The sequence below is a fragment of the Serratia sp. CY31944 genome (assembly GCF_052169175.1).
Taxonomy (GTDB): Bacteria; Pseudomonadota; Gammaproteobacteria; order Enterobacterales; family Enterobacteriaceae; genus Serratia; species Serratia sarumanii.
This window is the reverse complement of sequence record NZ_JBJNLG010000006.1, coordinates 127326-153728: the sequence shown is the minus strand read 5'-3', so window position 1 is coordinate 153728 and position 26403 is coordinate 127326. Positions and strand designations below refer to the sequence as shown.

Below are 26403 nucleotides of genomic sequence, written 5' to 3'. Positions count from 1 at the left end.
AGTGTGAGTTTTAGCGCGCCTGCGCCGCCTAGCTTTCCTCGACTCGCCATGCATGCGCCGCTATAATGTCGCGTCTTATTTTTCCGGAATGGTTTCGGGACGCTTCTGTCATCAGGGAACTCGGTTCTTATTTGTAGCCGTCCTGGTTCTTGGAACGGAGTTGACCGAGCACTGTGATTTTTTTGAGGTAACAAGATGCAAGTTTCAGTAGAAACCACTCAAGGCCTTGGGCGCCGTCTCTCTATTACTGTACCGGCTGATACTATCAAGCAGGCGGTGAAGAAAGAGCTGATCAACGCAGCGAAAAGCGTGCGTATCGACGGCTTCCGCAAAGGCAAAGTGCCGATGAACATCGTGGAACAGCGTTACGGCGCCTCTGTTCGTCAGGACGTGCTGGGCGAAGCGATGCAGCGCAGCTTCGTTGACGCGATCATCAAAGAAAAGATTAATCCGGCCGGCGCACCAAACTACGTGCCGGGCGAGTACAAAGAAGGTGAAGACTTCACTTTCGCCGTTGAATTCGAAGTGTATCCAGAAGTTGAGCTGAAAGGCCTGGAAAACATCGAAGTTGAAAAACCTGTGGTTGAAGTGAACGACGAAGACGTCGACGCGATGCTGGATACCCTGCGCAAGCAGCAGGCGACCTGGAAAGAAACCGATCGCGCAGCGGAAGCTGAAGATCGCGTGACCGTTGACTTCACCGGTTCTATCGACGGTGAAGAGTTCGAAGGCGGCAAAGCGTCCGACTTCGTACTGGCAATGGGCCAGGGCCGCATGATCCCAGGCTTCGAAGAAGGCCTGGTCGGTCACAAAGCGGGCGAAGAGTTCTCCATCGACGTGAACTTCCCGGAAGATTACCACGCGGAAAACCTGAAGGGCAAAGCGGCCAAATTCGCTATCGTGCTGAAGAAAGTTGAAGAGCGCGAGCTGCCGGAACTGACCGAAGAGTTCATCAAGCGTTTCGGCGTGGCGGACGGTTCCGTTGCCGGCCTGCGCACCGAAGTTCGCAAGAACATGGAGCGCGAGCTGAAAGGCGCCGTGCGTAACCGCATCAAGTCTCAGGCGATCGACGGTCTGGTGAGCGCGAACGAAATCGACGTGCCTGCTGCCCTGATCGACGGCGAAATCGACGTACTGCGTCGTCAGGCTGCACAGCGTTTCGGCGGCAACGAGAAGCAAGCGCTGGAACTGCCACGCGAGCTGTTCGAAGAGCAAGCGAAACGCCGCGTAGTGGTTGGCCTGCTGCTGGGCGAAGTGATCAGCACCAACGATCTGAAAGCTGACGAAGACCGCGTGAAGACGCTGATCGAAGAAATGGCTTCTGCCTACGAAGATCCAAGCGAAGTCATCGAGTTCTACAGCAAAAACAAAGAGCTGATGAACAACATGCGCAACGTGGCTCTGGAAGAGCAAGCGGTTGAAGCCCTGCTGGCAAAAGCGAAAGTGACTGAAAAAGCCACTACCTTCAGCGAGCTGATGAACCAGACCCAACAGGCGTAATGCCGGCGTGCCGGGCGCGATGAACGGCGCCCCCGGTTTCGCCTGGCGAACCAGCGCACGATGAAAAAGCCCGCAACCTTAGGTTGCGGGCTTTTCTTTTTGCCACGTTGCTGATTAATCTCAGGTTAAACGGGACAATATGCACTATATTTACCCTGTTGCCTGGGGAACTGGCTGGCATGATAACGGTCAGATTAACGGCATTGTTTTCGGCGCGCGGAGAAAATCGGCCTCTGGGCTTGAAATCGCGCCGGGATCCCCCAATCTGTAAAGAATAATTCTGGGGCTGTTTGCCAAAGTGCGCGGGATGAAATAACCGTCGGGTACGTGTGGCGCGGGTCGAATGCTTGAGCATAGTCATCATGGCCGTTCTCAAGTAGAATCGGCGTATTAGGGTGACACCCTGGCCGCCAAGGCAATTTCTATTAGGAGACGGTAATGTCATACAGTGGCGAACGAGATCAATTTGCACCGAACATGGCGCTGGTGCCGATGGTGGTAGAGCAGACTTCACGCGGGGAGCGTTCTTACGACATCTATTCCCGCCTGCTGAAAGAGCGCATCATTTTCCTGACCGGCCAGGTAGAAGATCACATGGCCAACCTGATCGTGGCGCAAATGCTGTTCCTCGAAGCGGAAAGCCCGGAAAAAGACATTTTCCTCTACATCAACTCGCCGGGTGGGGTGATCACTGCGGGCATGTCGATTTACGACACCATGAAGTTCATCAAGCCGGACGTCAGCACCATCTGTATGGGCCAGGCGTGCTCGATGGGCTCCTTCCTGCTGACCGCCGGCGCCAAAGGCAAACGTTTCTGCCTGCCGAACTCGCGAGTGATGATTCACCAGCCGCTGGGCGGCTACCAGGGCCAGGCGACGGACATCGAAATCCATGCGCGTGAAATCCTTAAGGTGAAAGCGCGCATGAACGAACTGATGGCCGAGCATACCGGCCAGCCGCTGGAGCAGATCGAGCGCGACACCGAGCGCGATCGCTTTATGACCGCGGAAGAAGCCGTGGAATACGGCCTGGTTGACGGCATTCTGACACACCGCAGCTAGAACCGCGCGGCGCCGATGGACTATAGTAATCAGAGTGGGCAGGGGCTCGCTCTGTTGCGGCCCCTCGGCGTTCCCGATATGAGTTTGGGCGCACTGCCGCCGTGATTTTCCTGCGGGACAAGACTAAAGAAGAGGTTTGACTGATGACAGATAAGCGCAAAGACGGTTCAGGAAAGCTGCTGTACTGCTCTTTTTGCGGCAAAAGCCAGCATGAAGTGCGTAAGCTGATTGCCGGGCCGTCAGTGTATATCTGCGATGAATGTGTCGATCTGTGTAACGACATTATTCGCGAAGAGATTAAAGAAGTTGCCCCGCATCGTGAGCGCAGTGCGCTGCCGACGCCGCACGAGATCCGCCACCACCTGGATGACTACGTCATCGGCCAGGAGCAGGCGAAGAAAGTGCTGGCGGTTGCGGTGTACAACCACTACAAACGCCTGCGCAACGGCGATACCAGCAACGGTATCGAGTTGGGCAAGAGCAACATCTTGCTGATCGGCCCGACCGGCAGCGGCAAAACCCTGCTGGCGGAAACGCTGGCGCGCTTCCTGGACGTGCCGTTCACCATGGCCGACGCCACCACGCTGACCGAAGCCGGTTACGTGGGCGAGGACGTGGAAAATATTATCCAGAAGCTGTTGCAAAAATGTGACTATGACGTGCAGAAAGCGCAGCGCGGCATCGTTTATATCGATGAAATCGATAAGATTTCCCGCAAGTCCGACAACCCGTCGATCACGCGTGACGTCTCGGGTGAGGGCGTGCAGCAGGCGCTGCTGAAGCTGATTGAAGGCACCATCGCCGCGGTTCCGCCGCAGGGTGGGCGCAAGCATCCGCAACAGGAGTTCCTGCAGGTCGATACCTCCAAGATCCTGTTTATCTGCGGCGGCGCATTCGCCGGCCTGGATAAGGTGATCGGCCAGCGCGTCAACACCGGCTCCGGCATCGGCTTCGGCGCGACCGTCAAGGGCGAGTCCGAGAAGGCGACCGAAGGCGAACTGCTGCTGCAGGCCGAACCGGAAGATTTGATCAAGTTCGGCCTGATCCCTGAGTTCATCGGCCGTCTGCCGGTGGTGGCGACCCTGAGCGAGCTGAGCGAAGACGCGCTGATTCAGATCCTGAAAGAGCCGAAGAACGCCCTGACCAAGCAGTATCAGGCGCTGTTCAACCTGGAAGGCGTGGAGCTGGAGTTCCGCGACGAAGCGTTGAACGCCATCGCCAAGAAAGCCATGGCGCGCAAGACCGGCGCCCGCGGCCTGCGTTCCATCGTGGAAGGCGCGCTGCTCGACACCATGTACGATCTGCCGTCGATGGACAGCGTAGACAAAGTGGTGATCGACGAGTCGGTCATCGCCGGCCAATCCAAACCGCTGCTGATTTACGGCAAGCCGGAAGCTCAGGCGTCTGGCGAATAATTAGCCAGTCAAACCAGGGCGTTATCAGCAAAATGGGGGATTTTATCCCCCATTTCTTTTTCCTGCATTCTTGCCGTTGAATGTAAGAGATTCATCCCCATATACTCGTTAACCAGATTTTATGAAACGTTAGATGCTTGCGTCTCATGAGATTCCCCCTCAACCTGGCGGAAATTAAACTAAGAGAGAGCTCTATGAACCCTGAGCGTTCCGAACGCATTGAAATCCCCGTTCTGCCATTGCGCGACGTGGTGGTTTATCCGCACATGGTGATCCCGTTATTTGTTGGCCGGGAAAAATCGATTCGGTGCCTCGAAGCCGCAATGGATCACGATAAGAAGATCATGCTGGTGGCACAGAAAGAGGCCTCAACGGATGAACCTGGCATTAACGACTTGTTCTCGGTTGGCACCGTAGCGTCGATCCTGCAGATGCTGAAGCTGCCGGACGGCACGGTAAAAGTGCTGGTCGAGGGGCTGCAGCGCGCGCGCATCACCACGCTGTCCGACAGCGGTGAGCATTTCGCCGCGCAGGCGGAATACCTTGAGTCGCCGTCGATCGACGAGCGCGAGCAGGAAGTGCTGGTGCGCACCGCGATCAATCAGTTTGAAGGCTATATCAAGCTGAACAAAAAAATCCCGCCGGAGGTGCTGACTTCACTGAACAGCATCGACGACGCCGCGCGCCTGGCGGACACCATCGCCGCCCACATGCCGCTGAAACTCAGCGACAAGCAGTCGGTGCTTGAGATGTCCGACATCACCGAGCGCCTGGAATACCTGATGGCGATGATGGAATCGGAGATCGACCTGCTGCAGGTCGAGAAACGCATCCGCAACCGCGTCAAGAAGCAGATGGAGAAGAGCCAGCGCGAGTACTATCTGAATGAGCAGATGAAGGCGATTCAGAAAGAACTGGGCGAGATGGACGACGCGCCGGACGAGCACGAAGCGCTGAAGCGCAAGATCGATGCGGCGAAAATGCCGAAAGAGGCGCGCGAGAAAACCGAAGCGGAACTGCAAAAGCTGAAGATGATGTCGCCGATGTCGGCGGAAGCGACCGTGGTGCGCGGCTACATCGACTGGATGCTGCAGGTGCCGTGGAATGCGCGCAGCAAGGTGAAAAAAGACCTGAACAAGGCGCAGGAAGTGCTCGATACCGATCACTACGGCCTGGAGCGCGTCAAGGATCGCATTCTCGAGTACCTCGCGGTGCAGAGCCGCGTCAGCAAAATCAAGGGGCCGATCCTGTGTCTGGTGGGGCCGCCGGGCGTGGGTAAAACTTCGCTGGGGCAGTCGATCGCCAAAGCGACCGGCCGCCAGTACGTGCGCATGGCGCTGGGCGGCGTGCGTGACGAAGCGGAAATCCGCGGCCACCGTCGTACCTACATCGGTTCGATGCCGGGCAAACTGATCCAGAAGATGGCCAAGGTCGGGGTGAAGAACCCGCTGTTCCTGCTGGATGAGATCGACAAGATGTCTTCCGACATGCGCGGCGATCCGGCCTCCGCTCTGCTGGAGGTGCTGGATCCGGAACAGAACGTGGCGTTCAACGACCACTACCTGGAAGTGGATTACGATCTGTCCGACGTGATGTTCGTCGCCACCTCGAACTCGATGAACATTCCTGCGCCGCTGCTGGACCGTATGGAAGTGATCCGCCTGTCGGGTTACACCGAGGACGAGAAGCTCAACATCGCCAAGCAGCACCTGCTGCCGAAGCAGCTTGAGCGCAACGCGCTGAAAAAAGGCGAGCTGACGGTCGACGACAGCGCCATCATCGGCATCATTCGCTTCTACACCCGCGAAGCCGGGGTGCGCAGCCTGGAGCGTGAAATCTCCAAACTGTGCCGTAAAGCGGTGAAAACGCTGCTGATGGACAAGAAGCTCAAGCATCTCGAGATCAACGGCGACAACCTGAAGGATTACCTGGGCGTGCAGCGCGTCGATTACGGCCGTGCGGATACCGAAAACCGCGTGGGCGAAGTCACCGGGCTGGCGTGGACGGAAGTGGGTGGCGATCTGCTGACCATCGAAACCGCCTGCGTGCCGGGCAAAGGCAAGCTGACCTACACCGGTTCCCTGGGTGAAGTGATGCAGGAATCGATTCAGGCGGCGCTGACCGTGGTGCGCGCGCGCGCGGAGAAATTGGGTATCAACGCCGATTTCTACGAGAAACGCGACATCCACGTACACGTGCCGGAAGGGGCGACGCCGAAAGACGGCCCGAGCGCCGGTATCGCGATGTGCACCGCGCTGGTCTCCTGCCTGACCGGCAACCCGGTACGCGCCGATGTGGCGATGACCGGGGAGATCACGCTGCGCGGCCAGGTGTTGCCGATCGGCGGCCTGAAAGAGAAGCTGTTGGCGGCGCATCGTGGCGGCATCAAAACCGTGCTGATCCCTTACGAGAACAAGCGCGATCTGGAAGAGATTCCGGACAATGTTATCGCCGATCTGGAGATTCATCCGGTGCAGCGAATCGATGAAGTTTTGAACATTGCGTTGCAAAACCCGGCCTTCGGCGCACTGCCGGTAGCGGCAAAATAGTGACGAATCGCAAAAACCATTGATAAAACTTATACTGGCAAGCCATTTCGGACTTGCCAGTATTTTTTTGTACCGCTAAGTTAGATCTCTGTCGGCCCGCGTTTTGCCACGCAGTCGGTGGCTTGCCAAGGTTCGATGGGATTGATATAACAGCTGCGCTGTCGCAACCGTAGGGATTTTTCGGTGCGACGATAGAATTCTAGAGGGGATGATAGAGTGAATAAGTCACAACTGATCGACAAGATTGCCGCAGGTGCTGATATTTCCAAAGCGGCAGCGGGACGTGCTTTAGACGCAGTAATCGCTTCCGTTACCGACTCTCTGAAAGCAGGGGATGACGTGGCTCTGGTAGGTTTCGGTTCCTTCACCGTGCGTGAACGTTCGGCTCGTACCGGCCGCAACCCGCAGACCGGTAAAGAGATCAAAATCGCGGCAGCCAAAGTACCGGCCTTCCGTGCAGGGAAAGCGCTGAAAGACGCTGTAAACTGATTTAGCGTCTAACCGTTTAGCGTAACAGGGTTTTGTAATAAACAATCACCTGACGCAGCGGTGCTGGTAAGGTAAGATACAAGGCGCATCGGACTGATGCGCTTTTTTTATTTTTGTCGCAGGGAACGCGCCTGCACAAGGGTTGTTAATCCACATCACAGCGGAGTGTTGTCACACTATGATGGACAATTTACGCGCGGCTGCTAATCACGTCGTGCTCAAAATCATCCTGGCCCTGATCATCCTGTCATTCGTTCTGACCGGGGTGGGTAACTACCTGATCGGCGGCTCCGGCGATTATGCTGCGAAAGTAAATGGTCAGACGATCGAGCGCGCTCAGCTGGAACAGGCTTTCCAAAGCGAGCGTAGCCGCATGCAGCAGCAGCTGGGTGACCAGTTCTCCGCGCTGGCCGGCAACGAAGGCTATATGCAGCAGATGCGCCGTCAGGTGTTGTCCCAGTTGATCGACAACATGCTGCTCGACCAGTACGCCAAGAAGCTGGGCCTGGCGGTCAGCGACGATCAGATCAAGGACGCCATCCGCAAGGCGCCTTACTTCCAGACCAACGGCCAGTTCGATAACGCCAAATACCTCGACCTGATCGGCCGCATGGGCTACACCGCCGACAACTTCGCGCAGTCGATGCGCCAGCAGTTGGTCAATCAGCAGGTGATCCAGGCCTTCGGCGATTCCGGCTTCGTGCTGCCGTCCGAATCGCAAGCCATGGCGGCGTTGGTGCTGCAGGAGCGCGACGTGCGCCTGGCGACCATCGATTTGAAAGCGCTGCAGGCGAAACAGAGCGCCGGCGACGACGAACTGAAGGCGTATTACGATCAGAACAAGAACAGCTTCATCGCACCTGAGCAGGTGAAGGTGAGCTATATCCCGCTGGACGCTGCGTCCATGCAGGACAAGGTGAAAGTGAGTGAAGAAGACATCAGCGCTTACTACGACCAGCACAAGAGCAGCTACGGCCAGCCGGAGCGTAAAAACTACAGCGTGATCCAGCTGAAAACCGAGGCGGAAGCCAACGCGGCGCTGGACGAGCTGAAGAAGGGCGCCGATTTCGCCACGCTGGCGAAAGAGAAATCCACCGATATCATCTCACGCCGCACCGGCGGCGAGCTGGGTTGGCTGGAGCCGGAAACCACCGCCGACGAGCTGAAGCAGGCTAACCTGACCGAGAAAGGGCAGCTGTCCGGCGTGGTGAAGTCTTCCGTCGGCTACCTGATCGTGCGTTTGAACGATATCGAACCTGAGAAAGTGAAGCCGCTGAGCGAAGTGCATGACGCCATCGCCAAGCAGGTGCAGCAGGAGAAAGCGGTAGACGCGTATTACGCGCTGCAGCAAAAGGTGAGCGAAGCGGCGACCAGCGACAACGAATCTCTGGCCTCGGCTGAAGAAGCGGCCGGCGTGAAAGCGGCGCAAAGCGACTGGTTCACCCGTGACAACATTCCTGCCGCGCTGAACTTCAAGCCGGTCGTGCAGGCGATCTTCGACGGCTCGCTGATCGGCGAGAACGGCGCGCCGGGCAGCAACTCCGACGTGATCACCGTAGACGGCGACCGCGCCTTCGTGGTGCGCGTGAGCGGCCACAAGCCGGAAGGCATCGAACCGTTCGACCAGGTGAAAGACCGCGTGGCGGAACTGGTGAAGCGCAACAAGGCGCTGCAGGCAGCGAAGCTGCAGGGCGAGAAGCTGCTGGTTGAGCTGAAGCAGGGCAAGGGCGACGAGGCGATGAAAGCCGCCGGCCTGAGCTTTGGCGCCGTGCAGAAGATGGCGCGCGCGCCGGAAGACAGCCAGCTGGTAGAGAGCGTGTTCGCGCTGCCGCACCCGCAGGACGGTAAACCGGTATACGGCATGTCGCAGGATCGTCAGGACAACGTGGTGCTGATCGCGCTCGATGCGGTGAAGCCAGGCACGTTGCCGGAAGACGAAATGAAAACCTTCGTTGGCAAGATGGAAGAGGGCGCGACCGGCGTCTCCTTCGATTCGCTGCTGGCGAGTCTGCGTAAAGAAGCCGAGATCAAAATGGGCGCCGCTGAGCAACAGCCTCAGTAATCGCCGCATTTTTCTGCAACGCAGTGCAACAAACAAAGGCCGCTTTCGCGGCCTTTTCCACATCTGATATCCGCCGATTGCTGAATATCCGCCGCCGCGGCAAGGTAACCGTGCTGTCACACACAAGGAGGATACAGCATGCAACATTCAGAGAAAAAAGCGTTTTTCGGTTACCGTCGTCACGTTAACGCCGCGCTGACCGCGCTGTTGTTATGCCTGGCTGGGCCGGGCGCCGCGGCGGAAAAAACCGAGGCGCCGGCGCCGATGCTCTCAACGCCGACGAGCAATGGCGGGCAACAGACGATGATCAGGGTGGCCGAAGAAACGGCGGTCAGCATCAATCAGGCTACCGCCGAACAGCTGGCCGCCGCCTTGAGCGGCGTCGGCCTGAAGAAGGCGGAAGGCATCGTGCGCTACCGCGAGCAGAATGGGCCATTCACCCAGGTTGAGCAGTTGCAGGAGGTGCCGGGCATCGGGCCGGCGCTGTTTGAGAAGAACCGCGCCCGGCTGAAAATGTGATCCCGGTCGCGGCTGCGTGGCAAAATGCCGCTGAGGCCGAAACTCCTCTGCTACATTTTACAGGTCTTACCAGTTTGGCGCGTTGACCAAACGGGCGAGGGAGCCAGCGCGGCTCCCTCTTTCTGTAATCACCAGGCAGGAGCGATCGTTCCCTATGCAAACCTTTATCAAAGTTCGCGGTTATCATCTTGATGTTTACCAGCACGTTAACAATGCTCGCTATCTGGAGTTTCTGGAAGAGGCTCGTTGGGAGTGGCTGGAGAACGAGGCCGGGTTCCGCTGGATGACGGAAAACAACATCGCTTTCATCGTGGTGAACATCAATATCAATTACCGCAGCCCGGCGGTATTGGGGGATAAGCTGCGTATCGACAGCCAGATGGTGCAGCTCAACGGCAAGAGCGGCGTGCTGAGCCAAAAGGTGACGCAGGATCCGGCGGGGACGCCGGTGGCCGACGCGCTGCTGACTTTCGTGTGCGTCGATCTGAAAACGCAGCGTGCGCTGCCGCTCGAGGGGGAACTGCGTGCGCATCTGGAGGCGCTTGTGCCGCAGGAAAACTCACGGTAAACAGGGGGAGAACGGGCGGCAGAAGCTGCCGCCGTCACTGCCTCAGGCCAGACCGGCCTTTTGTTTCAACGCGGCCATCACTTCCGCCTGATTGGCGCGATACTGCGTCAGGCCATTGGCGCGCAGGTTGCAGGCGGCGCACTCGCCGCAGCCGTCACCCTTGATGCCGTTGTAGCAGGTCAGCGTATCCTGGCGCACGCGATCCAGCTGGTGGTAATAGTCCGCCAGCGCCCAGGTCTCGGCCTTGTTCAGCCACATCAGCGGCGTTTCGAAGCGGATATCGCGGGCGATGCCCAGCGTCACCGCCTTGTTCAACGCTTTAACGAACTCGTCGCGGCAATCGGGGTAGCCGGAGAAATCGGTTTCACACACGCCGGTGATCACCGCTTCCGCTTCCACCTGGTAGGCGTAGATCGCCGCTAGCGTCAGGAACAGGATGTTGCGGCCCGGCACGAAGGTGCTCGGCAGCGCATTTTTCTGATTGGGATCGTAGGCGGGAACCGGGATATTGTCACGCGTCAGGCTGCTGACGGCCAGCTCGTTGAGCAGCGTTACGTCCAGCACCTTGTGCGCCTTGGCGCCGAGGGCCACCGACAGCTCCTGAGCCACTTCAATCTCGGCGCGATGGCGCTGGCCGTAATCGAACGTGACGCAGTGAACTTCGTCATACTGTTGCAATGCCTGGATCAAGCAGGTCGTGGAGTCTTGTCCACCGCTGAAAACGACAACCGCGCGCTTCATAAAATCACCTTTTTGGGCTTTGGCCTCTCCCGATACACATTCGGGCGGCAGGATAAAATTGCGTTGCGGCGACAATAGTAGCAGAAAGGGCCGCCAGGCGCAGGGCGGTTCGGCTCAGGCCGGGGCGTCGTCCACCGGCGGCGGCAGCCACGCCTGGCAAAAATCGAACCAGCCGTGAGCGGTCAGCGTGACGCCATGCATGCGCGGCGGCGCGCTGATCTGATACTGGTAGTGAAACAGCGGCGTGATGATGGCGGCGGCCATCAGCCGTTGATAATAAGCCTGCAGTTGTGCGAAGCGCGGTTGCTGCGCCTGCAGCTGCTGGATCTGCCGCAGCGTGTCCTGTTGCTGTTGCCAGCGGCTTTCCGTCAGGATGCCGCGCCACAGCGTATCCTGCCGCAGCCAGCTCTCCAGCGTCGCCTCCGGCGCTTCGCCGATCAGGTTGTCCGCCAGCAGCAGGTCGGCCTGGGCGATCTGTTCCTCGCTTTGCCAGCGCTTGCCGGCGTAGTAGCGCACTTCCAGCTCGCAGCCGTGCTGCGCGAGCAGCCGCTGTAGCGCGGCCGTCACCGTTTCCAGCTCGACCGGCGGCCGATACAGCAGCGTCAGCCGGGCGGGCAGGGCGACGTCCTCTTCGACCTGTTGGCGGGGGATGCGCCAGCCGGGCAGCATTTCATGGCTGGGGGTGATCACGCTGTTGGGGATCGGCAGATGGCTCAGCAGGCCGGACTGCTGGATCAGCATCAGCAGTTTTTGCCCCTGGGCTTCGCTCAGCACGCCGTGGCGCAGGTTCAGCGCCAAATAACACCAGCCCAGGCTCATGCTGCGCTGCACCGGCCGGGCCTGCGCCAAATCGTCTTGTTGACCGATGGTGATGCGCACCGGATGCTGGCAGCTGGTGTAGGGGGCGGCGGTGGGCAGATCGGGGGTGATCCAGTATTCTATGGTGTCCAGATACGGATGCTGCAGGTGGTAACCGGCGTGCTGTTCCAGCCGCACCAGCTGCGGTTCATTCAGCGTCAGCTTGAACGGGCCGGCGCCGATGGCCGGCAGCTCCGGGTGGGTCATCAGGCAAGGCAGTTCCGCCAGCCGGTGGGCCAGCCAGTAATCCGGCAGATGCAGATCGAACTGAACGCACAGCGGATGCGGCAGGCTGATGCGCGCGACGTTGGCCAGGCTCGGTTGGCTGCGCGGGTGGTGTTGCAGTTTTTCCAGCGTTTGCAGCAGCTGGTGGCCGGTCAACGGTTCACCGTTGTGCCAGCGCAGCTGGTTGCGCAAAAAGAAGCGCCAGCGCAGGCCGTGCTCGCCAATCTGCCAGTGGTGCGCCAGATCGGGCTGCGGTTCCGGGTTACCGGTCATCAGGCGCGTCAGCCCGGCGTGCAGGGTCGATACCAGATGTTGCTCGGCGCGGCCGGTCAGCGTGAGTGGGTCGAGCGCTTCCAGCGTGCGGTAATAGGGAATGCGCAGCGTCGGGCTGCCGGCCTGCCATTGCCCGCCGAGGTGCGGGCTGAGCAGATCCTGCAGGTGCTGCGGATCGAGCTGCGCCATCTCCAGCGCCCCCTGATGGTTGCCCTGTTGCAGCAGCTGTTGCAGCAGCTGCGCGCGCAGTTCATCCGGGGTTTTCAGGCAATGCAGGCGGGCGCGTTTGCCGCGGCCGGGCTGCGAATGCCAGCTCAGCCAGCCCTGATCCTGCAGCTGTTGCACCAGCGTGCGGGCGTGCCGTTCGCTGCAGTAGAACATCGCTGCCAGCTCGCCGATGGTCACGGCGACCGGCGCGCTACCGAGCTGTTGGTACAGGCGTTGATATTGGCTGAGACGGTGAACCAGGCGCATGGGAAGAAATCCGGAACAGTTTTCTAAAATTGTTCACTATTACTTCCGCAAATACCATCCCATACTGCACGGATTGTAATCGCGTTCACATTCAAGAGGTCTTTATGTATCGCCTGGCAGCTTTCGATATGGACGGCACGCTGTTGATGCCGGATCACCGGGTTGGCCCGGAAACGCTGGCGGTGCTGAACCAGCTGGTGGAGCGGGAGATGGTGGTGACGTTCGCCACCGGGCGGCACTACCTCGACGCGCAGCCGATCATGGCGCAGCTGGGGCTGCAGGGCTACCTGATCACCGGCAACGGCACGCGGGTGTATGACAACCGCGGCCAACAGCTGCACGCCACCGATCTGCCGGCGGCGGTCGCCGAAGAGGTGCTGCATCATCATTGGCGCACCCGCGCCAGCATGCACGTGTTCCGCGACGAAGGCTGGCTGACCGAGTTTCCCGTGCCGGAAGAGATGCTGCGGGCGCACCACCTGAGCGGCTTTCGTTTTCAGCTGGCCGACGTGCGCCGCCTGCCGGCGTTCGGCAACAGCAAGGTGTGCTTTGTCGCGCCGCATGAGGAGCTGCTGGCGTTGCAGGTGCAGCTGCGGGCGCAGCTGGGTGACGAGGCAGACCTGTGCTTTTCCGCCTACGACTGCCTGGAGGTGCTGCCGCTCGGTTGCAATAAGGGCACGGCGCTGGATCGGCTGAGCCGCCATCTGGGGCTGACGATGGCCGACTGCATGGCGTTCGGCGACGCGATGAACGACAAAGAGATGCTGGGGGCGGTGGGGCACGGCGTGGTGATGGGCAACGCCCTGCCGCAGCTGAAATCCCTGCTGCCGCAGCTACCGGTTATCGGCCATTGCCAACAACAGGCGGTGGCTCACTATTTACAACATTGGCTGCGTTCACCTTGCCTCACCTATTCCCCCGAAGAATGAGGTTCTCCTTACAGCCGGCCGGGTATGACTACCCGGCTTTTTTCTATCCGCAGCCTGGCGTTACAAATCCGCCAGCTGCGCCAGATACGGCTGCAGATCGCCGATGTTATTGCTGACCCATTCCGGGTTGTAATAGGTATCCAGATAACGCTCGCCGCTGTCGCACAGCAGGGTGACGATCGACCCTTGCTCGCCGTTTTCCCGCATCTGTTTCGCCAACTGCAGCGCCCCCCAGACGTTGGTGCCGGTGGAAGCGCCAACCTTGCGGCCGAGCACGCCTTCCAGCCAGTGAATGGTGGCGACGCTGGCGGCATCCGGCACCCGCAGCATGTTGTCGACCACCGACGGGATGAACGACGGCTCGGCGCGCGGGCGGCCGATGCCTTCGATACGGCTGCCGCAACTGCCGATCAGGGTGCGATCGCCGTGGTGGAAGCAGTCATAGAACACCGAATTTTCCGGATCGACCACCGTCAATTGCGTATCGTGCCCCTGATAGCGGATGTAGCGCCCCAGCGTGGCGGAGGTGCCGCCGGTGCCGGCGCTCATCACGATGTGTTTCGGCACCGGGAAGGGTTCGCGCGCCATCTGGCGGAAGATGCTGTCGGCGATGTTGTTGTTGCCGCGCCAGTCGGTGGCGCGCTCGGCGTAGGTGAACTGATCCATATAGTGGCCGTTCAGCTCTTTCGCCAGCTGTTCGGAGGCGGCGTAGATCTGGGCGGCGTGATCGACGAAGTGACAGCGGCCGCCGTAAAAGGCGATCTGTTCCACCTTGCGGCGCGCGGTGCAGGACGGCATCACCGCGATGAACGGCAGGCCGATCAGACGGGCGAAGTAGGCTTCGGACACCGCGGTGCTGCCCGAAGAGGCCTCGATGATGGTGGTGTTTTCGGTGATCCAGCCGTTGCACAGGCCATAAAGGAACAGCGAGCGCGCCAGACGGTGTTTCAGGCTGCCGGTCGGGTGGGTGCTCTCATCTTTCAGATACAGGCAGATGCCGGGAAACGCCGGCAGGTTCAGGCGAATCAGGTGCGTATCGGCGGAGCGCTGAAAATCCGCTTCTATTTCACCGATAGCATATTTTACCCAAGAGTTTGTCATGATTTGGCCTCAGAATAGGGGGCTGGTTTATGGCGTAGCATAGCCTGTCGGCAGGAAAAAAGGATTGCCATTTTTCCTGTTTAATCGCCTAATGAGAGAAAATTTTTCTCCTGGTGGCCGCTATGTTAGATAAAACAGACCGTAAGCTGCTGTGCATGCTGCAGCAAGATTGTACCCAGTCGCTGCAGGCGCTGGCCGATGCGGTCAATTTGACCTCGACGCCGTGCTGGAAACGCCTGAAGCGCCTGGAAGACGAGGGCTATATCCGCGGCCGGGTGGCGCTGCTGGATAACGAAAAGCTCGGCCTGGGGCTGACGGCGTTCGTGCTGATCAAGACCCAGCAGCACAGCAGCGAGTGGTATCAGGCGTTTGTGCAGTTGACCAGCCAGATGCCCGAGGTGCTGGCGTTCTACCGCATGGCGGGGGAGTACGATTACCTGATGCAGGTCGAAGTGGCGGACATGAAAAGCTACGACGGCTTTTATAAGCGCCTGGTGAACGGCGTACCGGGCCTCATCGACGTCACCTCGAGCTTTGCCATGGAAAAAATCAAATACACCACTGCATTGCCGGTGCCGGAGTGAAAAGTTCACCGGACGGGCGGCTCAACGGTGGTATCCTGCTCCGCTGAAGCAGAAAAAGAGACAAATCCCATAAAATCCTGGAATCAAACTGCGTGAGATTATTTGCTCAAATCGGCTGGTACTTCCGCCGGGAGTGGCGCCGCTACCTCGGGGCGGTGGTGCTGCTGATCGTCATCGCCATCCTGCAACTGTTGCCGCCTAAGCTGGTCGGCATCATCGTGGACGGCGTCACCGAAAAACAAATGTCTACCGGCGTGCTGATGGCCTGGCTCGGGCTGATGATCGGCACCGCGATCGTCGTTTACCTGCTGCGCTATGTGTGGCGGGTATTGCTGTTCGGCGCGTCCTACCAGCTGGCGGTCGAGCTGCGCGAGAACTTTTACCGCCAGCTCAGCCGGCAAAACCCGGCGTTCTACCTGCGCCACCGCACCGGCGATCTGATGGCGCGCGCCACCAACGACGTGGACCGCGTGGTGTTCGCCGCCGGCGAAGGCGTGCTGACGCTGGTCGATTCGCTGGTGATGGGGTTGGTGGTGCTGGTGGTGATGAGCACCCAAATCAGCTGGCAGCTGACGGTGCTGGCGTTGATCCCGATGCCGCTGATGGCGATCGCCATCAAATATTACGGCGACCAGCTGCACCAGCGCTTTAAATCGGCGCAGGCGGCGTTTTCCAGCCTGAACGATCAGGCGCAGGAAAGCATGACCAGCATCCGCATGATCAAGGCCTTTGGGCTGGAAGATCACCAATCCAACCGCTTTGCCGACGTCGCGGCGCAGACCGGCGCCAAGAACATGCACGTGGCGCGGGTGGATGCGCGCTTCGATCCGACCATTTATATCGCCATCGGCGCCTCTAACCTGCTGGCCATCGGCGGCGGCAGCTGGATGGTGGTGAACGGTTCGTTGACGCTCGGGCAGCTGACCAGCTTTGTGATGTACCTCGGCCTGATGATCTGGCCAATGCTGGCGCTGGCCTGGATGTTCAACATCGTCGAGCGCGGCAGCGCGGCCTACAGCCGCATCCGCAGCCTGCTCGACGAGGCGCCGGCGGTGCAGGACGGCCCGCAGGCGCTGCCGGCCGGGCGCGGCGTGCTGGACGTGGATATCCGCGCGTTCCACTACCCGGAAAACCCGCACCCGGCGCTGCATGATGTGGCGCTGACGCTGAAACCGGGGCAAATGCTGGGGCTGTGCGGGCCGACCGGCGCCGGCAAATCGACGCTGCTGTCGCTGATCCAGCGCCAGTTCGACGTCGATCAAGGGCAGATCCGCTATCACGGCCTGCCGCTGCCGCAGGTCAAACTCGACGACTGGCGTTCGCGGCTGTCGGTGGTGAGCCAGACGCCGTTCCTGTTCTCCGATACCGTGGCGAACAACATCGCGCTGGGCCATCCGGGGGCGACGCAGGCGCAGATCGAACAGGCGGCGCGGTTGGCCAGCGTCCATGAGGACATTCTGCGGTTGCCGCAGGGCTATGACACCGAGGTGGGCGAACGCGGCGTGATGCTGTCGGGCGGGCAGAAACAGCGAATCTCCATTGCGCGCGCGCTGCTGCTGGATGCGGAGATCCTGATCCTCGACGACGCGCTGTCGGCGGTGGACGGCCGCACCGAACACCAGATCCTGCACAACCTGCGCAGCTGGGGGCAAGATCGCACGGTGATCATCAGCGCGCACCGGCTGTCGGCGTTGACCGAAGCCGGCGAGATCCTGGTGATGCAGCACGGCGGCGTGGCGCAGCGCGGCGATCATGCGGCGCTGGCGGCGCAGCCGGGCTGGTATCGCGATATGTACCGTTATCAGCAGCTGGAAGCGGCGCTGGACGAAGCGCCGGAAAACGGCGAGGAGGCGTTGGCCGATGAATAAAGTGCAAAAGCTGTGGCCGACGCTGAAGCGGCTGCTGGCCTACGGCTCGCCGTACCGCAAACCGCTGGGACTGGCGGTGCTGATGCTGTGGGTGGCGGCGGCGGCGGAAGTCGCCGGGCCGATCCTGGTGAGCTATTTCATCGATAACTACGTCGCCAAAGGGCAGCTGCCGCTGACGATCGTCGGCGGGCTGGCGGCGGCTTACATTCTGCTGGAGCTGCTGGCGGCGGCGCTGCACTACTTCCAGGCGCTGCTGTTCAACCAGGCTGCGGTGGGCGTGGTGCAGCGGCTGCGCACCGACGTGATGGACGCCGCGCTGCGCCAGCCGCTCAGCGCCTTCGACACCCAGCCGGTCGGGCAATTGATCTCGCGCGTCACCAACGACACCGAGGTGATCAAGGATCTGTACGTGATGGTGGTCTCCACGGTGCTGAAAAGCGCCGCGCTGATCGGCGCCATGCTGGTGGCGATGTTCAGCCTCGACTGGCGCATGGCGCTGGTGGCGGTCTGCATCTTCCCGGCGGTGTTCGTGGTGATGGGCATCTATCAATACTACAGCACGCCGATCGTGCGCCGGGTGCGCAGCTATCTGGCGGACATCAACGACGGCTTCAACGAAGTGATCAACGGCATGGGCGTGATTCAGCAGTTCCGCCAGCAGGTGCGCTTCGGCGAGCGCATGAGCGCCGCCAGCCAGTCGCACTATCTTGCACGCATGCAGACCCTGCGGCTCGACGGTTTTCTGCTGCGGCCGCTGCTCAGCCTGTTTTCGGCGCTGGTGCTGTGCGGCCTGCTGATGCTGTTCGGCTTCAGCGGCGAAGGCGTGATTGGCGTCGGCGTGCTCTACGCCTTCATCAATTACCTGGGGCGCCTGAACGAACCGCTGATCGAGCTGACTTCGCAGCAGTCGATCCTGCAGCAGGCGGTGGTGGCCGGCGAACGCATTTTCGAGCTGATGGATCGCAGCCAGCAGAGTTACGGTGCCGACGATCGTCCGCTGGCCGGTGGCCGCATCGACATCACCGATCTGAGCTTCGCCTACCGTGCGGACAAAAAGGTGCTGCAGCACATTTCGCTGGCGGTGCCTTCGCGCGGCTTCGTGGCGCTGGTCGGGCATACCGGCAGCGGCAAGAGCACCTTGGCCAACCTGTTGATGGGCTATTACCCGGTCAGCGAAGGGGAAGTGCGCCTCGATGGCCGCCCGATCTCCAGCCTGTCGCACCGCACGCTGCGCCAGGGCGTGGCGATGGTGCAGCAGGATCCGGTGGTGATCGCCGATTCGGTGCTGGCTAACGTCACGCTGGGGCGCAACATCGAGGAAGAGGCCGTGTGGCGGGCGCTGGAAACGGTGCAGCTGGCGGATCTGGTGCGCGGCTTCCCGCAGGGTATTCACACCCGGCTGGGAGAGCAGGGCAATAACCTGTCGGTCGGGCAGAAACAGCTGCTGGCGATGGCACGGGTCTTGGTGCAGGCGCCGCAGATCCTGATCCTCGACGAGGCGACCGCCAACATCGACTCGGGCACCGAACAGGCGATCCAGCGCGCACTGCGTGCGATCCGCGAGCACACCACGCTGGTGGTGATCGCCCACCGGCTGTCGACCATCGTCGATGCCGACTCCATTCTGGTGCTGCATCGCGGCCAGGCGGTGGAGCAGGGCAACCATCAGCAGCTGCTGGCGCAGCAGGGGCGCTACTACCAGATGTATCAGCTGCAGCTGGCGGGCGAGCAGCTGGCGGAAGCGGTGCGCGAGGAGAGCCAACCCGCCTGAGCATGGGCCGCGATCGCGGCCCTTGTTTCTTTCCCTCGCACCACAAGCAGGCAACCCGCCTGCGTCACGCCCCCTTTCTGCACTTTTTCGACGCGATGCGCACCAAATCAGTGCGCATTATTTAACCCATTCAAGGTATCGGTGCGGCGCTGCGTCGCGGGGGCGCCCGCGCGCCCGCTAATCCGCTGAATCGCCATGAAAAATTAAATTTGGCACAGCCCTTGCTACATAAGAGGCGTACCAGGGGTGAGTTTGGGCTTAATTCGTGGAGGGGCAATATGAAGCTGGTGACCGTGGTAATCAAACCGTTCAAGCTGGAGGACGTGCGCGAGGCCCTGTCCTCCGTGGGCATTCAGGGGTTGACCGTAACCGAAGTGAAGGGCTTTGGCCGCCAGAAGGGGCACGCCGAGCTGTATCGCGGCGCCGAGTATAACGTCAACTTCCTGCCCAAGGTCAAAATCGACATCGCCATCGCCGACGATCAGTTGGATGAAGTGGTTGATGTTATTAGCAAAGCCGCCTACACCGGCAAAATCGGCGACGGCAAAATTTTCGTTGCCGAGTTGCAACGCGTGATCCGCATTCGCACCGGCGAAACCGACGAATCGGCACTGTAACCGCGAACTCAGTTAAGTGATGGGGATGATTGATAATGAAAAGACTGTTATCCATGTTGGGCCTGAGTTCGGTAACCCTGGTTCCTTCTTTGGCCCTGGCCGCTCCGGCGGTCGCTGATAAGGCCGACAACGCCTTTATGATGATCTGCACCGCGTTGGTGCTGTTCATGACGCTGCCCGGCATCGCGCTGTTTTACGGCGGCCTGCTGCGCGGCAAAAACGTGCTGTCGATGCTGACGCAGGTCACCGTCACCTTCGCGCTGGTTTGCGTGCTGTGGGTGCTGTATGGCTACAGCCTGGCGTTCAGCGAGGGCAATGCGGTGTTCGGCGGGTTCGAGACGGCGATGCTGAAAGGCATCGGCATCGACAGCGTCACCGGCAGCATCAGCCAGATGATCCACGTCGCCTTCCAGGCCTCCTTCGCCTGTATCACCGTGGCGCTGGTGGTGGGCGGCTTCGCCGAACGCATTCGCTTCTCGGCGGTGCTGATCTTCGCGATCCTGTGGTTCACGTTGTCTTACCTGCCGATCGCGCACATGGTGTGGGGCGGCGGCTACCTGGCCGCCGACGGCGCATTGGACTTCGCCGGCGGCACCGTGGTGCACATCAACGCCGCCAGCGCCGGGTTGATCGGCGCCTACCTGATCGGCAAGCGCGCCGGCTTCGGTAAAGAGGCCTTCAAACCGCACAACCTGCCGATGGTGTTTACCGGGGCGTCGATCCTGTATATCGGCTGGTTCGGTTTCAACGCCGGCTCCGCCAGCGCGGCCAACGGCATTGCGGCCCTGGCATTCCTCAACACCGTGGTTGCCACCGCGGGCGCCATTCTCTCCTGGACCTTCGCCGAATGGGTGCTGCGCGGCAAGCCTTCGCTGCTGGGCGCCTGCTCCGGCATGATCGCCGGGTTGGTTGCGGTGACGCCGGCGGCGGGCACCGTGGGCGTGGGCGGGGCGTTGATCATCGGCCTGGTGGGCGGCGTCGCCGGTCTGTGGGGCGTCGTAACGCTGAAAAAATGGCTGAAAGTGGACGACACCTGCGACGTATTCGGCGTGCACGGGGTGTGCGGCATCGTCGGCTGCCTGCTGACCGGCGTGTTCACCGCCTCTTCACTGGGCGGCACCGGCTACGCCGAAGGCGTGACGATGGGCCACCAGGTCTGGATCCAGCTGGTGAGCGTGCTGATCACGCTGGTGTGGTCGAGCGTCGCCGCCTTTATCGCCTTCAAGATCGCGGGCGCCATGGTGGGGCTGAGAGTGCCGGAAGAGCAGGAACGCGAAGGGCTGGATGTCAACAGCCACGGCGAAAGCGCCTACAACCAATAAGACTCGAAGCAGGGCAGTGCGCTAAAGACTAAAATAATGATGAAGCTAAAAGGGGCGATGGAAACATCGCCCCTTTCTTTATATTGCGGATCAGGCGTCGCGCTGGCGAATCACCCCTTCCTGCACGGTGGTGGCGACCAGTACGCCGTCGCGGGTGTAGATCTGGCCGCGCACAAAGCCCCGTGCGCCGGAGGCGGAGGAGCTCTCCACCGCGTACAGCAGCCAGTCATCCATGCGGAACGGACGGTGGAACCACATCGAGTGGTCAATGGTGGCCACCTGCATGCCCGGCTCGAGGAAGCCGACGCCGTGCGGCTGCAGCGCCGTCGGCAGGAAGTTAAAGTCCGACGCGTAGCCCAGCAGATATTGGTGGATGCGTTGATCGTCCGGCATGCTGCCGTTGGCGCGGAACCACACGTAGCGATGCGGTTCTTCCACGCTGCCTTTCAGCGGGTTGTGGAATTTCACCGGGCGCATTTCGATCGGCTTCTGGCCGATAAATTTTTCGCGCACTTTTTCCGGCAGCATATGCGCCAGTTTCTGGGCGATCTCTGACTCGGACAGCAGCCCTTCCGGCGGCGGCACGTCCGGCATCAGGTTCTGATGCTCGAAACCCGCTTCCGGGCTCTGGAAGGAGGCGGTCATATAGAAGATAGGTTTGCCGTGCTGGATGGCGCTGACGCGGCGCGCGCTGAAGCTGTTGCCATCGCGCAGGGTTTCCACGTCGTAAACGATAGGCTTGCTGCTGTCGCCCGGGCGCAGGAAGTAACTGTGGAACGAATGCACACTGCGTTCGTCCGGCACCGTCTGTTTGGCGGCGTACAGCGCCTGGCCGACCACCTGCCCGCCGAACACCTGGCGCAGCCCCAGATCTTCACTCTGGCCGCGGAACAACCCTTCTTCGATTTTCTCCAGATCCAGCAGATCGAGGAGGTTTTGCAATGCCTGGCTCATAAAGTTATTACCTTTCTAATAATCATTTTGCGCAGTGTGCGGAATATCACGGCGCGGCGTCAACATTTTGCGTTAAAGGGCCGATGAGAATGCTCTTAATCGTGGACGCCTTGGGTTGTTTAAGTGATTAATAGGCGGGACAAAGTGGATTTATCAGTGTTTTGTGCTAGGTTTAATAGGTGATGTGGTGAAAGCCACCAACATGTTGATAATAAAAAAGGAGACCGATCCATGAAACTCTGGCAAATCGTAGGCGGTGCCGCGGCACTGACGATCACGCTGGCGGGATGCGCGCAAAAGAGTGCTGATGTGCCTACCCAGGCGGCCGGTAACCCGGCGGCTGCGCAAACGCAGATTCAGGGCCCGGCGGTGACAGGTTCGGTTAATATACGTCAGCGCATTGCGCTGCCGCCGGACGCCGTACTGACGGTCACCCTCTCTGACGCCTCGCTGGCGGATGCGCCGTCCAAAGTGATTGCACAGCGCGCGGTACGTACTGAAGGGCAGCAGGCGCCATTCAGCTTTACGCTGCCGTACAACCCGTCCGACATCCAACCGAATGCGCGTATCATTCTGAGCGCGGCGGTGACGGTCAACGGGCGACTGATGTTTATTACCGACACCATCCAGGAAGTGGTTAACCGCAACGGCACCCGTGCCGATCTGCTGCTGGTTCCGGTTCAGGGTGTGCCGATTCAGGCTGCGCCAACCGCCATGCAGTAAGCTTACTGCGGTACAGCAAGATGAAATCAGCAGCCTTTGCGCTTCGGCCAAAGGCTGTTTTGTTTTACCAGCGCCAGCCGTAGCGATCGAAATCGACCGTGCTGTGCGGGCCGAAAATAATCCCCTCCGCCAGCAATGCCTGCCGTTGCCGTTGAAAATCCTCCCCCTGCTGCGAGATCTGTCCGTGCCGGTTGATCACCCGGTGCCAGGGCAGCGTGCTGCCTTCCGGCAAACGCCGCAGCACGCCCCCGACCTGACGCGCGGCGCGCGGCGAGCCGGCCAGCCGGGCGACTTCGCCGTAGGTGGTGACTTTGCCGAACGGGATGGCGGCCACGATATGGAAAACCCGCTGGCTGAAAGAGGCGTCTTCTGGTTGCATATTGCTGTTCCTGCGTGACTCAAAACCCAGGCGAAGAGTGTGCCACAGCGCAGGTGGGTAAGAAAACAGCGGTTAACCCCGGTTGGCTTGCTATTTGATGGGGCATCGCCGATAATGCCCACCGCTTCGGAGTACAGAAGCCGTCAATGGGGGCCCTGTTGGTTCTCCCGCAACACTAACTTGTGAACTCGGTCAGGTCCGGAAGGAAGCAGCCGCAGCAGGTGACGTGTGTGCCGGGATGTAGCTGGCAGGGTCCCCACCCATTTTGCGGCCCGCAAAACGCTTATCCCCGTTATTCCTCATGTCGACAAGCTGCGCAAGCGTCATTTCGCACGCCGCGAGCGTGAATCTTTTCCTCTGCGCCGTTTTTGCCCTTCTCCTCCCGTGACCAAATGTATTGTTGCCAACAGATCCGATGACGGTGAAAAAATAGCGTTTATATCGTTATTTGTGGGAAAAATAATGACGCAGGGATAGGGAAAATTCTTAAAGTTGCACGCCTGTTGGGATGGCGTTAGTATGGTTTATTCTCGTTGCGAAAAAACTATCCGCGCTTCGCGGCGGTCGACGAACTGGCTGAATAAGTTTAAATAATAACCCGTGTGCGCTGTCAGGCTGAACATGATTTATATCATTGATAAAGATATTACATTTAACACTGAAAACGGTTCATTGAAGAGTATAAAGAAGGGACGGGAAGTTTTCTTATCCAGCGTCAATTCGAGAGTATTCAAATGCTTGCTCGAGCATGGCCACGAGGCGGTAAGCCGGGAAACGCTGTTGCAACAGGTTTGGAGCGATCACGGCTTGAGCGCTTCTTCCGCGACGTTAAATCAATATATCAGCCTGACGCGGCGGGCCTTGACGTCTGTCGGTTTCAACGAGCGCCTGATCGTTACCCTCTCTAAAAAGGGGTATAGACTCAATAGAATAATATCGATAGAGCGGCTGCGGATTGATTTGCCTGAGCCTCCCCACGCCGCGGACGTTCCCGCTACATCGCCCGCATCCGCTGCGGCGTCAAAAAATACCCCCCATTATTTTTTTATTCTGCTGCGCAGCTTATCGATCGTCGTGCCATTATCTTTTCTGGCGCTGTGCTTCATCTATTACAAACATCATCGCGACAGTGAAAAGAAGCAGGTATTGTCTTACGTCGGTACGGTGAACGGCTGCCCGATCTACTATGCCGGCCATTTTTTGGAGAATCATCAGGACGACTATTTGCAGTTCTTGATCCGTAAGGATCTTTATGGCCAGCGTTGCCGCCCCGGTGAGATTATCATCACCAAGGTTAACCGTTCTCATAATGCCAGTGAAGACAGCGGACGCCAGTTTATCGCCAAATGCACGAAGGACAGTGCGGCCGTTTTGCATAATTGTGAGAGCGAGTACATCCGGGCATGGAAAAAAAGTTAAATATCTTGTCAGCCACGCTGGTCGGCCTGTGCGTGTTGACCGGCAGCGTGGTGTATTCCCTGGTGCGCAGCCATCATGGCTTCGGCGATTTTTCCTGCGAAGCGAACGCCACGTTTAATTATTTCAATTCGCTGGACGCGCAGGCGGCGCACGATGATATCCAGCTGTCGCTAAAAATAAACTACATCTTTTTGTCCGGCGATAAGGGCGTGGTGATGCTGTCGGGCCTGGCCAACGATGGCGAAGAGAAGTATTTCGTCAACCGACGGGTTAACTTCAGCTACGTCTCGCAAGGCAGTTTTTATCGCTTCCACTATGGCGAGGTGAATTATTCGCCGCGTGATACCTTGCCGGACGAGGTGTATACTTACTTTTTCAGCACTGAATCGACGTTTTATCATATTCGCAGCGTGGATAAGAATACGTTGATGTTTAGCGATGCCTACTCGCCGATGTTTTTATGCAATATTGAATCCTGATGTGCATGTTATTTTATATGGGTTAAGGTGTATTCTGGTTACCTTTTATATCCTCGTGTCCTGCCTTTTTCGCACGCAGCTAATAACATGGGTTATTATGCGTGAATGCCTATTTTTTCATTGTTAATCAAATTCAATGGTGATTTAGCTATTTTACAAAAACGGCTATCATCATGTTTTTAAATGATTTAATGAATCTAAGGCGATGCGGTGTAGCCATATTAATTTTATATTGTTTATATTAAAGAAATAAGTTGCATGAATGTTTTTCGCATGATTAATTGAGGCCGCTCTTGAAACGGCGAACTATTAATTTTCATTGAAAATGCATCTCGCCGCATGCGTGCAAAGGTGATGGCACAAGAGCCTTTGGACTTCATTAAACTGATAGGCGAGAGATGGACATACATAACATTGCCCTGAACGAGACTCTGTTGGAAAATGAGTTGGTGATATTAAACAACAATGAAAAAACGCTGTTGTTTAAAAAAGAGAATGTGCTCATTGAAATGACCGAATTACAGCGGCGCTTCATGCTGTGCCTGTTGAGCGGTATTTATAAGAAGAACGACATTATTCGCGCGGTCTGGTTTTGCAATCATGAGACCATCAGCGACAACAACTATTATCAGATGATATTCCAATGCCGTTCTTTGCTCTCACGCCACGGTATTCCCGGCGAGGTGATCAAGACCATTCCCCGATTTGGCGTGATGCTGAGCTTTCAGGCCTGCGAGCGCGCGGCCGTTAATTTGCAGGGGGAATGCCCGTCGCCATCGGCTAATAAGCGCCGGCGAACGTGGTTGGACGCCGTGAATTATAAAGTGGCCCTGATCATCACGCTGCTGTTTTCTGTCGCGATGGTGGTCGGTATTTCCGCTTAGCGTTGACACCGTTGAATAACCGGGGGGCACGTGAGCAAGCGGTTGACAGACCTTCTTATTCTACTTTTCTGCCTGATAAATCTGGCATTCATGCTCCAGCTGGGATGGCGAATGGTGGCCGGGGATGGCGCGCCCGTTGAGCCGAGCCGTGAAAACGCGCGCGGGCCGGTGCGTCATAGTGTCTTTCCTCAGGAAGATGACATCGGAAAAATTCATGTCGCGCACTGGTTTGGCCGCTATCAAGCGGCGAAAAACGGCGAAAAGGCGCACGGGTATAAAGTCGGCGAATGGGCGATCGGTGCCGAGCTGCTGGCTAACGCGCCGGAAGCCGCAGCGCTCGGCAAGATAGCCGGCCTGCTGTTCAGCGACAACGCCAAAAAAAGCCTGGTCATCGTCGAGCATGGCGGCAAGCAAACCGGTTATGGCGTTGGCGACCGTCTGGCCGGCAGCAATGCCGTTATCGTGCGGATAGTGAAAAATAAAATACTGCTCGATGAAAACGGCTATTACGCCACGCTGACGTTTAAAGAGTAGCCGGCGCGCCGTTTCGGCGCGGGGTGTTTCATAGCATAAGGCGACATTGTGATTACGCATTTCATTTATCGTTCTGGCCCAGGCTGGAGCGCCGGCTTATGGCG

At 59.0% G+C, this 26403-nt stretch carries 24 protein-coding genes and 1 other RNA gene; 20 read left to right on the top strand and 5 right to left on the bottom strand.

All coding sequences use genetic code 11. From position 1 onward, the window contains the following. Nucleotides 1–195: 195 nt before the first annotated feature. The 8 genes from tig (at nucleotide 196) to ACJ8IN_RS09295 (ending at nucleotide 10164) form a co-directional block, all read left to right on the top strand. Nucleotides 196–1500: a trigger factor gene (gene tig / locus ACJ8IN_RS09330; RefSeq protein ID WP_004940358.1), complete on the top strand. Its 1305-nt coding sequence runs from the start codon at nucleotides 196–198 to the stop codon at nucleotides 1498–1500. A 438-nt stretch (nucleotides 1501–1938) separates the two neighbouring features. After that, the gene (clpP, locus tag ACJ8IN_RS09325; protein WP_016928858.1) at nucleotides 1939–2562 is read left to right on the top strand and encodes an ATP-dependent Clp endopeptidase proteolytic subunit ClpP; all 624 of its coding nucleotides are present in this window, start codon (nucleotides 1939–1941) and stop codon (nucleotides 2560–2562) included. Between the two features lie 143 nt (nucleotides 2563–2705). After that, complete coding sequence (gene clpX / locus ACJ8IN_RS09320) at nucleotides 2706–3977, top strand: ATP-dependent protease ATP-binding subunit ClpX (RefSeq protein WP_004940354.1); 1272 nt, start codon at nucleotides 2706–2708, stop codon at nucleotides 3975–3977. Nucleotides 3978–4171: 194 nt separating this feature from the next. Beyond that, on the top strand, nucleotides 4172–6526 hold the full coding sequence (lon, locus tag ACJ8IN_RS09315; protein WP_033653263.1) for an endopeptidase La: 2355 nt from the start codon (nucleotides 4172–4174) through the stop codon (nucleotides 6524–6526). Nucleotides 6527–6742: 216 nt separating this feature from the next. Next, entirely contained in the window at nucleotides 6743–7015 is a 273-nt protein-coding gene (gene hupB, locus ACJ8IN_RS09310; RefSeq protein WP_004940351.1) for a nucleoid-associated protein HU-beta, read from the top strand. A gap of 178 nt (nucleotides 7016–7193) precedes the next feature. Further along, the gene (gene ppiD / locus ACJ8IN_RS09305) at nucleotides 7194–9077 is read left to right on the top strand and encodes a peptidylprolyl isomerase (RefSeq protein WP_033637316.1); all 1884 of its coding nucleotides are present in this window, start codon (nucleotides 7194–7196) and stop codon (nucleotides 9075–9077) included. Between the two features lie 138 nt (nucleotides 9078–9215). Continuing rightward, entirely contained in the window at nucleotides 9216–9596 is a 381-nt protein-coding gene (locus ACJ8IN_RS09300; protein WP_047569017.1) for a ComEA family DNA-binding protein, read from the top strand. Nucleotides 9597–9750: 154 nt separating this feature from the next. Then, entirely contained in the window at nucleotides 9751–10164 is a 414-nt protein-coding gene (locus ACJ8IN_RS09295; RefSeq protein WP_033637318.1) for an acyl-CoA thioesterase, read from the top strand. 42 nt (nucleotides 10165–10206) lie between these two features. Here ACJ8IN_RS09295 and queC read toward each other — a convergent pair whose 3' ends face one another. Next, nucleotides 10207–10905 (bottom strand): 7-cyano-7-deazaguanine synthase QueC, encoded by a 699-nt coding sequence (gene queC / locus ACJ8IN_RS09290; RefSeq protein ID WP_004940343.1) that lies wholly within the window; start codon nucleotides 10903–10905, stop codon nucleotides 10207–10209. Nucleotides 10906–11019: 114 nt separating this feature from the next. Beyond that, nucleotides 11020–12735, bottom strand: coding sequence for an SgrR family transcriptional regulator (locus ACJ8IN_RS09285; protein ID WP_308325473.1), 1716 nt, complete (start codon nucleotides 12733–12735; stop codon nucleotides 11020–11022). 104 nt (nucleotides 12736–12839) lie between these two features. Here ACJ8IN_RS09285 and cof point away from each other — a divergent pair, with 104 nt between their 5' ends. Beyond that, the gene (cof, locus tag ACJ8IN_RS09280) at nucleotides 12840–13664 is read left to right on the top strand and encodes an HMP-PP phosphatase (RefSeq protein WP_033647299.1); all 825 of its coding nucleotides are present in this window, start codon (nucleotides 12840–12842) and stop codon (nucleotides 13662–13664) included. 60 nt (nucleotides 13665–13724) lie between these two features. Here the strand turns inward: cof and ACJ8IN_RS09275 are convergent, their stop codons facing one another. Beyond that, nucleotides 13725–14765, bottom strand: coding sequence for a PLP-dependent cysteine synthase family protein (locus tag ACJ8IN_RS09275; protein ID WP_015376851.1), 1041 nt, complete (start codon nucleotides 14763–14765; stop codon nucleotides 13725–13727). Between the two features lie 122 nt (nucleotides 14766–14887). On the opposite strand from ACJ8IN_RS09275, the gene ACJ8IN_RS09270 reads away from it, so the two are divergent. The 5 genes from ACJ8IN_RS09270 (at nucleotide 14888) to amtB (ending at nucleotide 20927) form a co-directional block, all read left to right on the top strand. Continuing rightward, nucleotides 14888–15349, top strand: a complete 462-nt coding sequence (locus ACJ8IN_RS09270) for an Lrp/AsnC family transcriptional regulator (protein WP_004940330.1) — start codon at nucleotides 14888–14890, stop codon at nucleotides 15347–15349. 92 nt (nucleotides 15350–15441) lie between these two features. Further along, nucleotides 15442–17217, top strand: coding sequence for a multidrug efflux ABC transporter permease/ATP-binding subunit SmdA (smdA, locus tag ACJ8IN_RS09265; protein WP_033653260.1), 1776 nt, complete (start codon nucleotides 15442–15444; stop codon nucleotides 17215–17217). After that, entirely contained in the window at nucleotides 17210–18988 is a 1779-nt protein-coding gene (gene smdB, locus ACJ8IN_RS09260; RefSeq protein WP_033647297.1) for a multidrug efflux ABC transporter permease/ATP-binding subunit SmdB, read from the top strand. The genes smdA and smdB overlap by 8 nt, the downstream gene beginning before the upstream one ends. Before the next feature lie 278 nt (nucleotides 18989–19266). Then, nucleotides 19267–19605 (top strand): P-II family nitrogen regulator, encoded by a 339-nt coding sequence (gene glnK, locus ACJ8IN_RS09255; RefSeq protein ID WP_004940327.1) that lies wholly within the window; start codon nucleotides 19267–19269, stop codon nucleotides 19603–19605. Nucleotides 19606–19640: 35 nt separating this feature from the next. After that, nucleotides 19641–20927: an ammonium transporter AmtB gene (amtB, locus tag ACJ8IN_RS09250; protein WP_004940322.1), complete on the top strand. Its 1287-nt coding sequence runs from the start codon at nucleotides 19641–19643 to the stop codon at nucleotides 20925–20927. Between the two features lie 90 nt (nucleotides 20928–21017). Here amtB and tesB read toward each other — a convergent pair whose 3' ends face one another. Beyond that, a complete protein-coding gene (tesB, locus tag ACJ8IN_RS09245) occupies nucleotides 21018–21881 on the bottom strand; it encodes an acyl-CoA thioesterase II (protein WP_004940320.1) in 864 nt (287 codons plus the stop codon). Nucleotides 21882–22112: 231 nt separating this feature from the next. Here tesB and ACJ8IN_RS09240 point away from each other — a divergent pair, with 231 nt between their 5' ends. Then, nucleotides 22113–22604 carry a YbaY family lipoprotein gene (locus ACJ8IN_RS09240; protein ID WP_016928846.1) on the top strand — a complete coding sequence of 164 codons (492 nt, stop codon included), beginning with the start codon at nucleotides 22113–22115 and terminating at the stop codon, nucleotides 22602–22604. 64 nt (nucleotides 22605–22668) lie between these two features. On the opposite strand, the gene ACJ8IN_RS09235 is transcribed toward ACJ8IN_RS09240, so the two are convergent. Further along, nucleotides 22669–22983, bottom strand: coding sequence for an MGMT family protein (locus tag ACJ8IN_RS09235; RefSeq protein WP_033647296.1), 315 nt, complete (start codon nucleotides 22981–22983; stop codon nucleotides 22669–22671). Between the two features lie 156 nt (nucleotides 22984–23139). Here ACJ8IN_RS09235 and ffs point away from each other — a divergent pair. From ffs to ACJ8IN_RS09210, 5 genes are all read left to right on the top strand, one after another. Next, an RNA gene (gene ffs, locus ACJ8IN_RS09230) (signal recognition particle sRNA small type) lies at nucleotides 23140–23236 on the top strand. Between the two features lie 368 nt (nucleotides 23237–23604). Further along, nucleotides 23605–24402: a winged helix-turn-helix domain-containing protein gene (locus ACJ8IN_RS09225; protein WP_060422022.1), complete on the top strand. Its 798-nt coding sequence runs from the start codon at nucleotides 23605–23607 to the stop codon at nucleotides 24400–24402. Beyond that, the gene (locus tag ACJ8IN_RS09220) at nucleotides 24387–24881 is read left to right on the top strand and encodes a FidL-like protein (RefSeq protein WP_060422020.1); all 495 of its coding nucleotides are present in this window, start codon (nucleotides 24387–24389) and stop codon (nucleotides 24879–24881) included. Before ACJ8IN_RS09225 ends, ACJ8IN_RS09220 begins: the two co-directional genes overlap by 16 nt. Nucleotides 24882–25315: 434 nt before the next feature. After that, complete coding sequence (locus ACJ8IN_RS09215) at nucleotides 25316–25765, top strand: winged helix-turn-helix domain-containing protein (RefSeq protein ID WP_223307170.1); 450 nt, start codon at nucleotides 25316–25318, stop codon at nucleotides 25763–25765. 30 nt (nucleotides 25766–25795) lie between these two features. After that, on the top strand, nucleotides 25796–26299 hold the full coding sequence (locus ACJ8IN_RS09210; RefSeq protein WP_047569008.1) for a type II secretion system protein N: 504 nt from the start codon (nucleotides 25796–25798) through the stop codon (nucleotides 26297–26299). Nucleotides 26300–26403: the final 104 nt, after the last annotated feature.

Coding starts and splice junctions, on each gene's coding strand:
- amtB (WP_004940322.1), top strand. CDS start 19,641: ATGAAAAGACTGTTATCCATGTTGGGCCTGAGTTCGGTAACCCTGGTT.
- queC (WP_004940343.1), bottom strand. CDS start 10,905: ATGAAGCGCGCGGTTGTCGTTTTCAGCGGTGGACAAGACTCCACGACC.
- ACJ8IN_RS09300 (WP_047569017.1), top strand. CDS start 9,216: ATGCAACATTCAGAGAAAAAAGCGTTTTTCGGTTACCGTCGTCACGTT.
- cof (WP_033647299.1), top strand. CDS start 12,840: ATGTATCGCCTGGCAGCTTTCGATATGGACGGCACGCTGTTGATGCCG.
- clpX (WP_004940354.1), top strand. CDS start 2,706: ATGACAGATAAGCGCAAAGACGGTTCAGGAAAGCTGCTGTACTGCTCT.
- smdB (WP_033647297.1), top strand. CDS start 17,210: ATGAATAAAGTGCAAAAGCTGTGGCCGACGCTGAAGCGGCTGCTGGCC.
- ACJ8IN_RS09285 (WP_308325473.1), bottom strand. CDS start 12,735: ATGCGCCTGGTTCACCGTCTCAGCCAATATCAACGCCTGTACCAACAG.
- glnK (WP_004940327.1), top strand. CDS start 19,267: ATGAAGCTGGTGACCGTGGTAATCAAACCGTTCAAGCTGGAGGACGTG.
- ACJ8IN_RS09235 (WP_033647296.1), bottom strand. CDS start 22,983: ATGCAACCAGAAGACGCCTCTTTCAGCCAGCGGGTTTTCCATATCGTG.
- ACJ8IN_RS09240 (WP_016928846.1), top strand. CDS start 22,113: ATGAAACTCTGGCAAATCGTAGGCGGTGCCGCGGCACTGACGATCACG.
- ACJ8IN_RS09295 (WP_033637318.1), top strand. CDS start 9,751: ATGCAAACCTTTATCAAAGTTCGCGGTTATCATCTTGATGTTTACCAG.
- clpP (WP_016928858.1), top strand. CDS start 1,939: ATGTCATACAGTGGCGAACGAGATCAATTTGCACCGAACATGGCGCTG.
- ACJ8IN_RS09225 (WP_060422022.1), top strand. CDS start 23,605: ATGATTTATATCATTGATAAAGATATTACATTTAACACTGAAAACGGT.
- tesB (WP_004940320.1), bottom strand. CDS start 21,881: ATGAGCCAGGCATTGCAAAACCTCCTCGATCTGCTGGATCTGGAGAAA.
- ppiD (WP_033637316.1), top strand. CDS start 7,194: ATGATGGACAATTTACGCGCGGCTGCTAATCACGTCGTGCTCAAAATC.
- lon (WP_033653263.1), top strand. CDS start 4,172: ATGAACCCTGAGCGTTCCGAACGCATTGAAATCCCCGTTCTGCCATTG.
- ACJ8IN_RS09275 (WP_015376851.1), bottom strand. CDS start 14,765: ATGACAAACTCTTGGGTAAAATATGCTATCGGTGAAATAGAAGCGGAT.
- ACJ8IN_RS09220 (WP_060422020.1), top strand. CDS start 24,387: ATGGAAAAAAAGTTAAATATCTTGTCAGCCACGCTGGTCGGCCTGTGC.
- ACJ8IN_RS09270 (WP_004940330.1), top strand. CDS start 14,888: ATGTTAGATAAAACAGACCGTAAGCTGCTGTGCATGCTGCAGCAAGAT.
- tig (WP_004940358.1), top strand. CDS start 196: ATGCAAGTTTCAGTAGAAACCACTCAAGGCCTTGGGCGCCGTCTCTCT.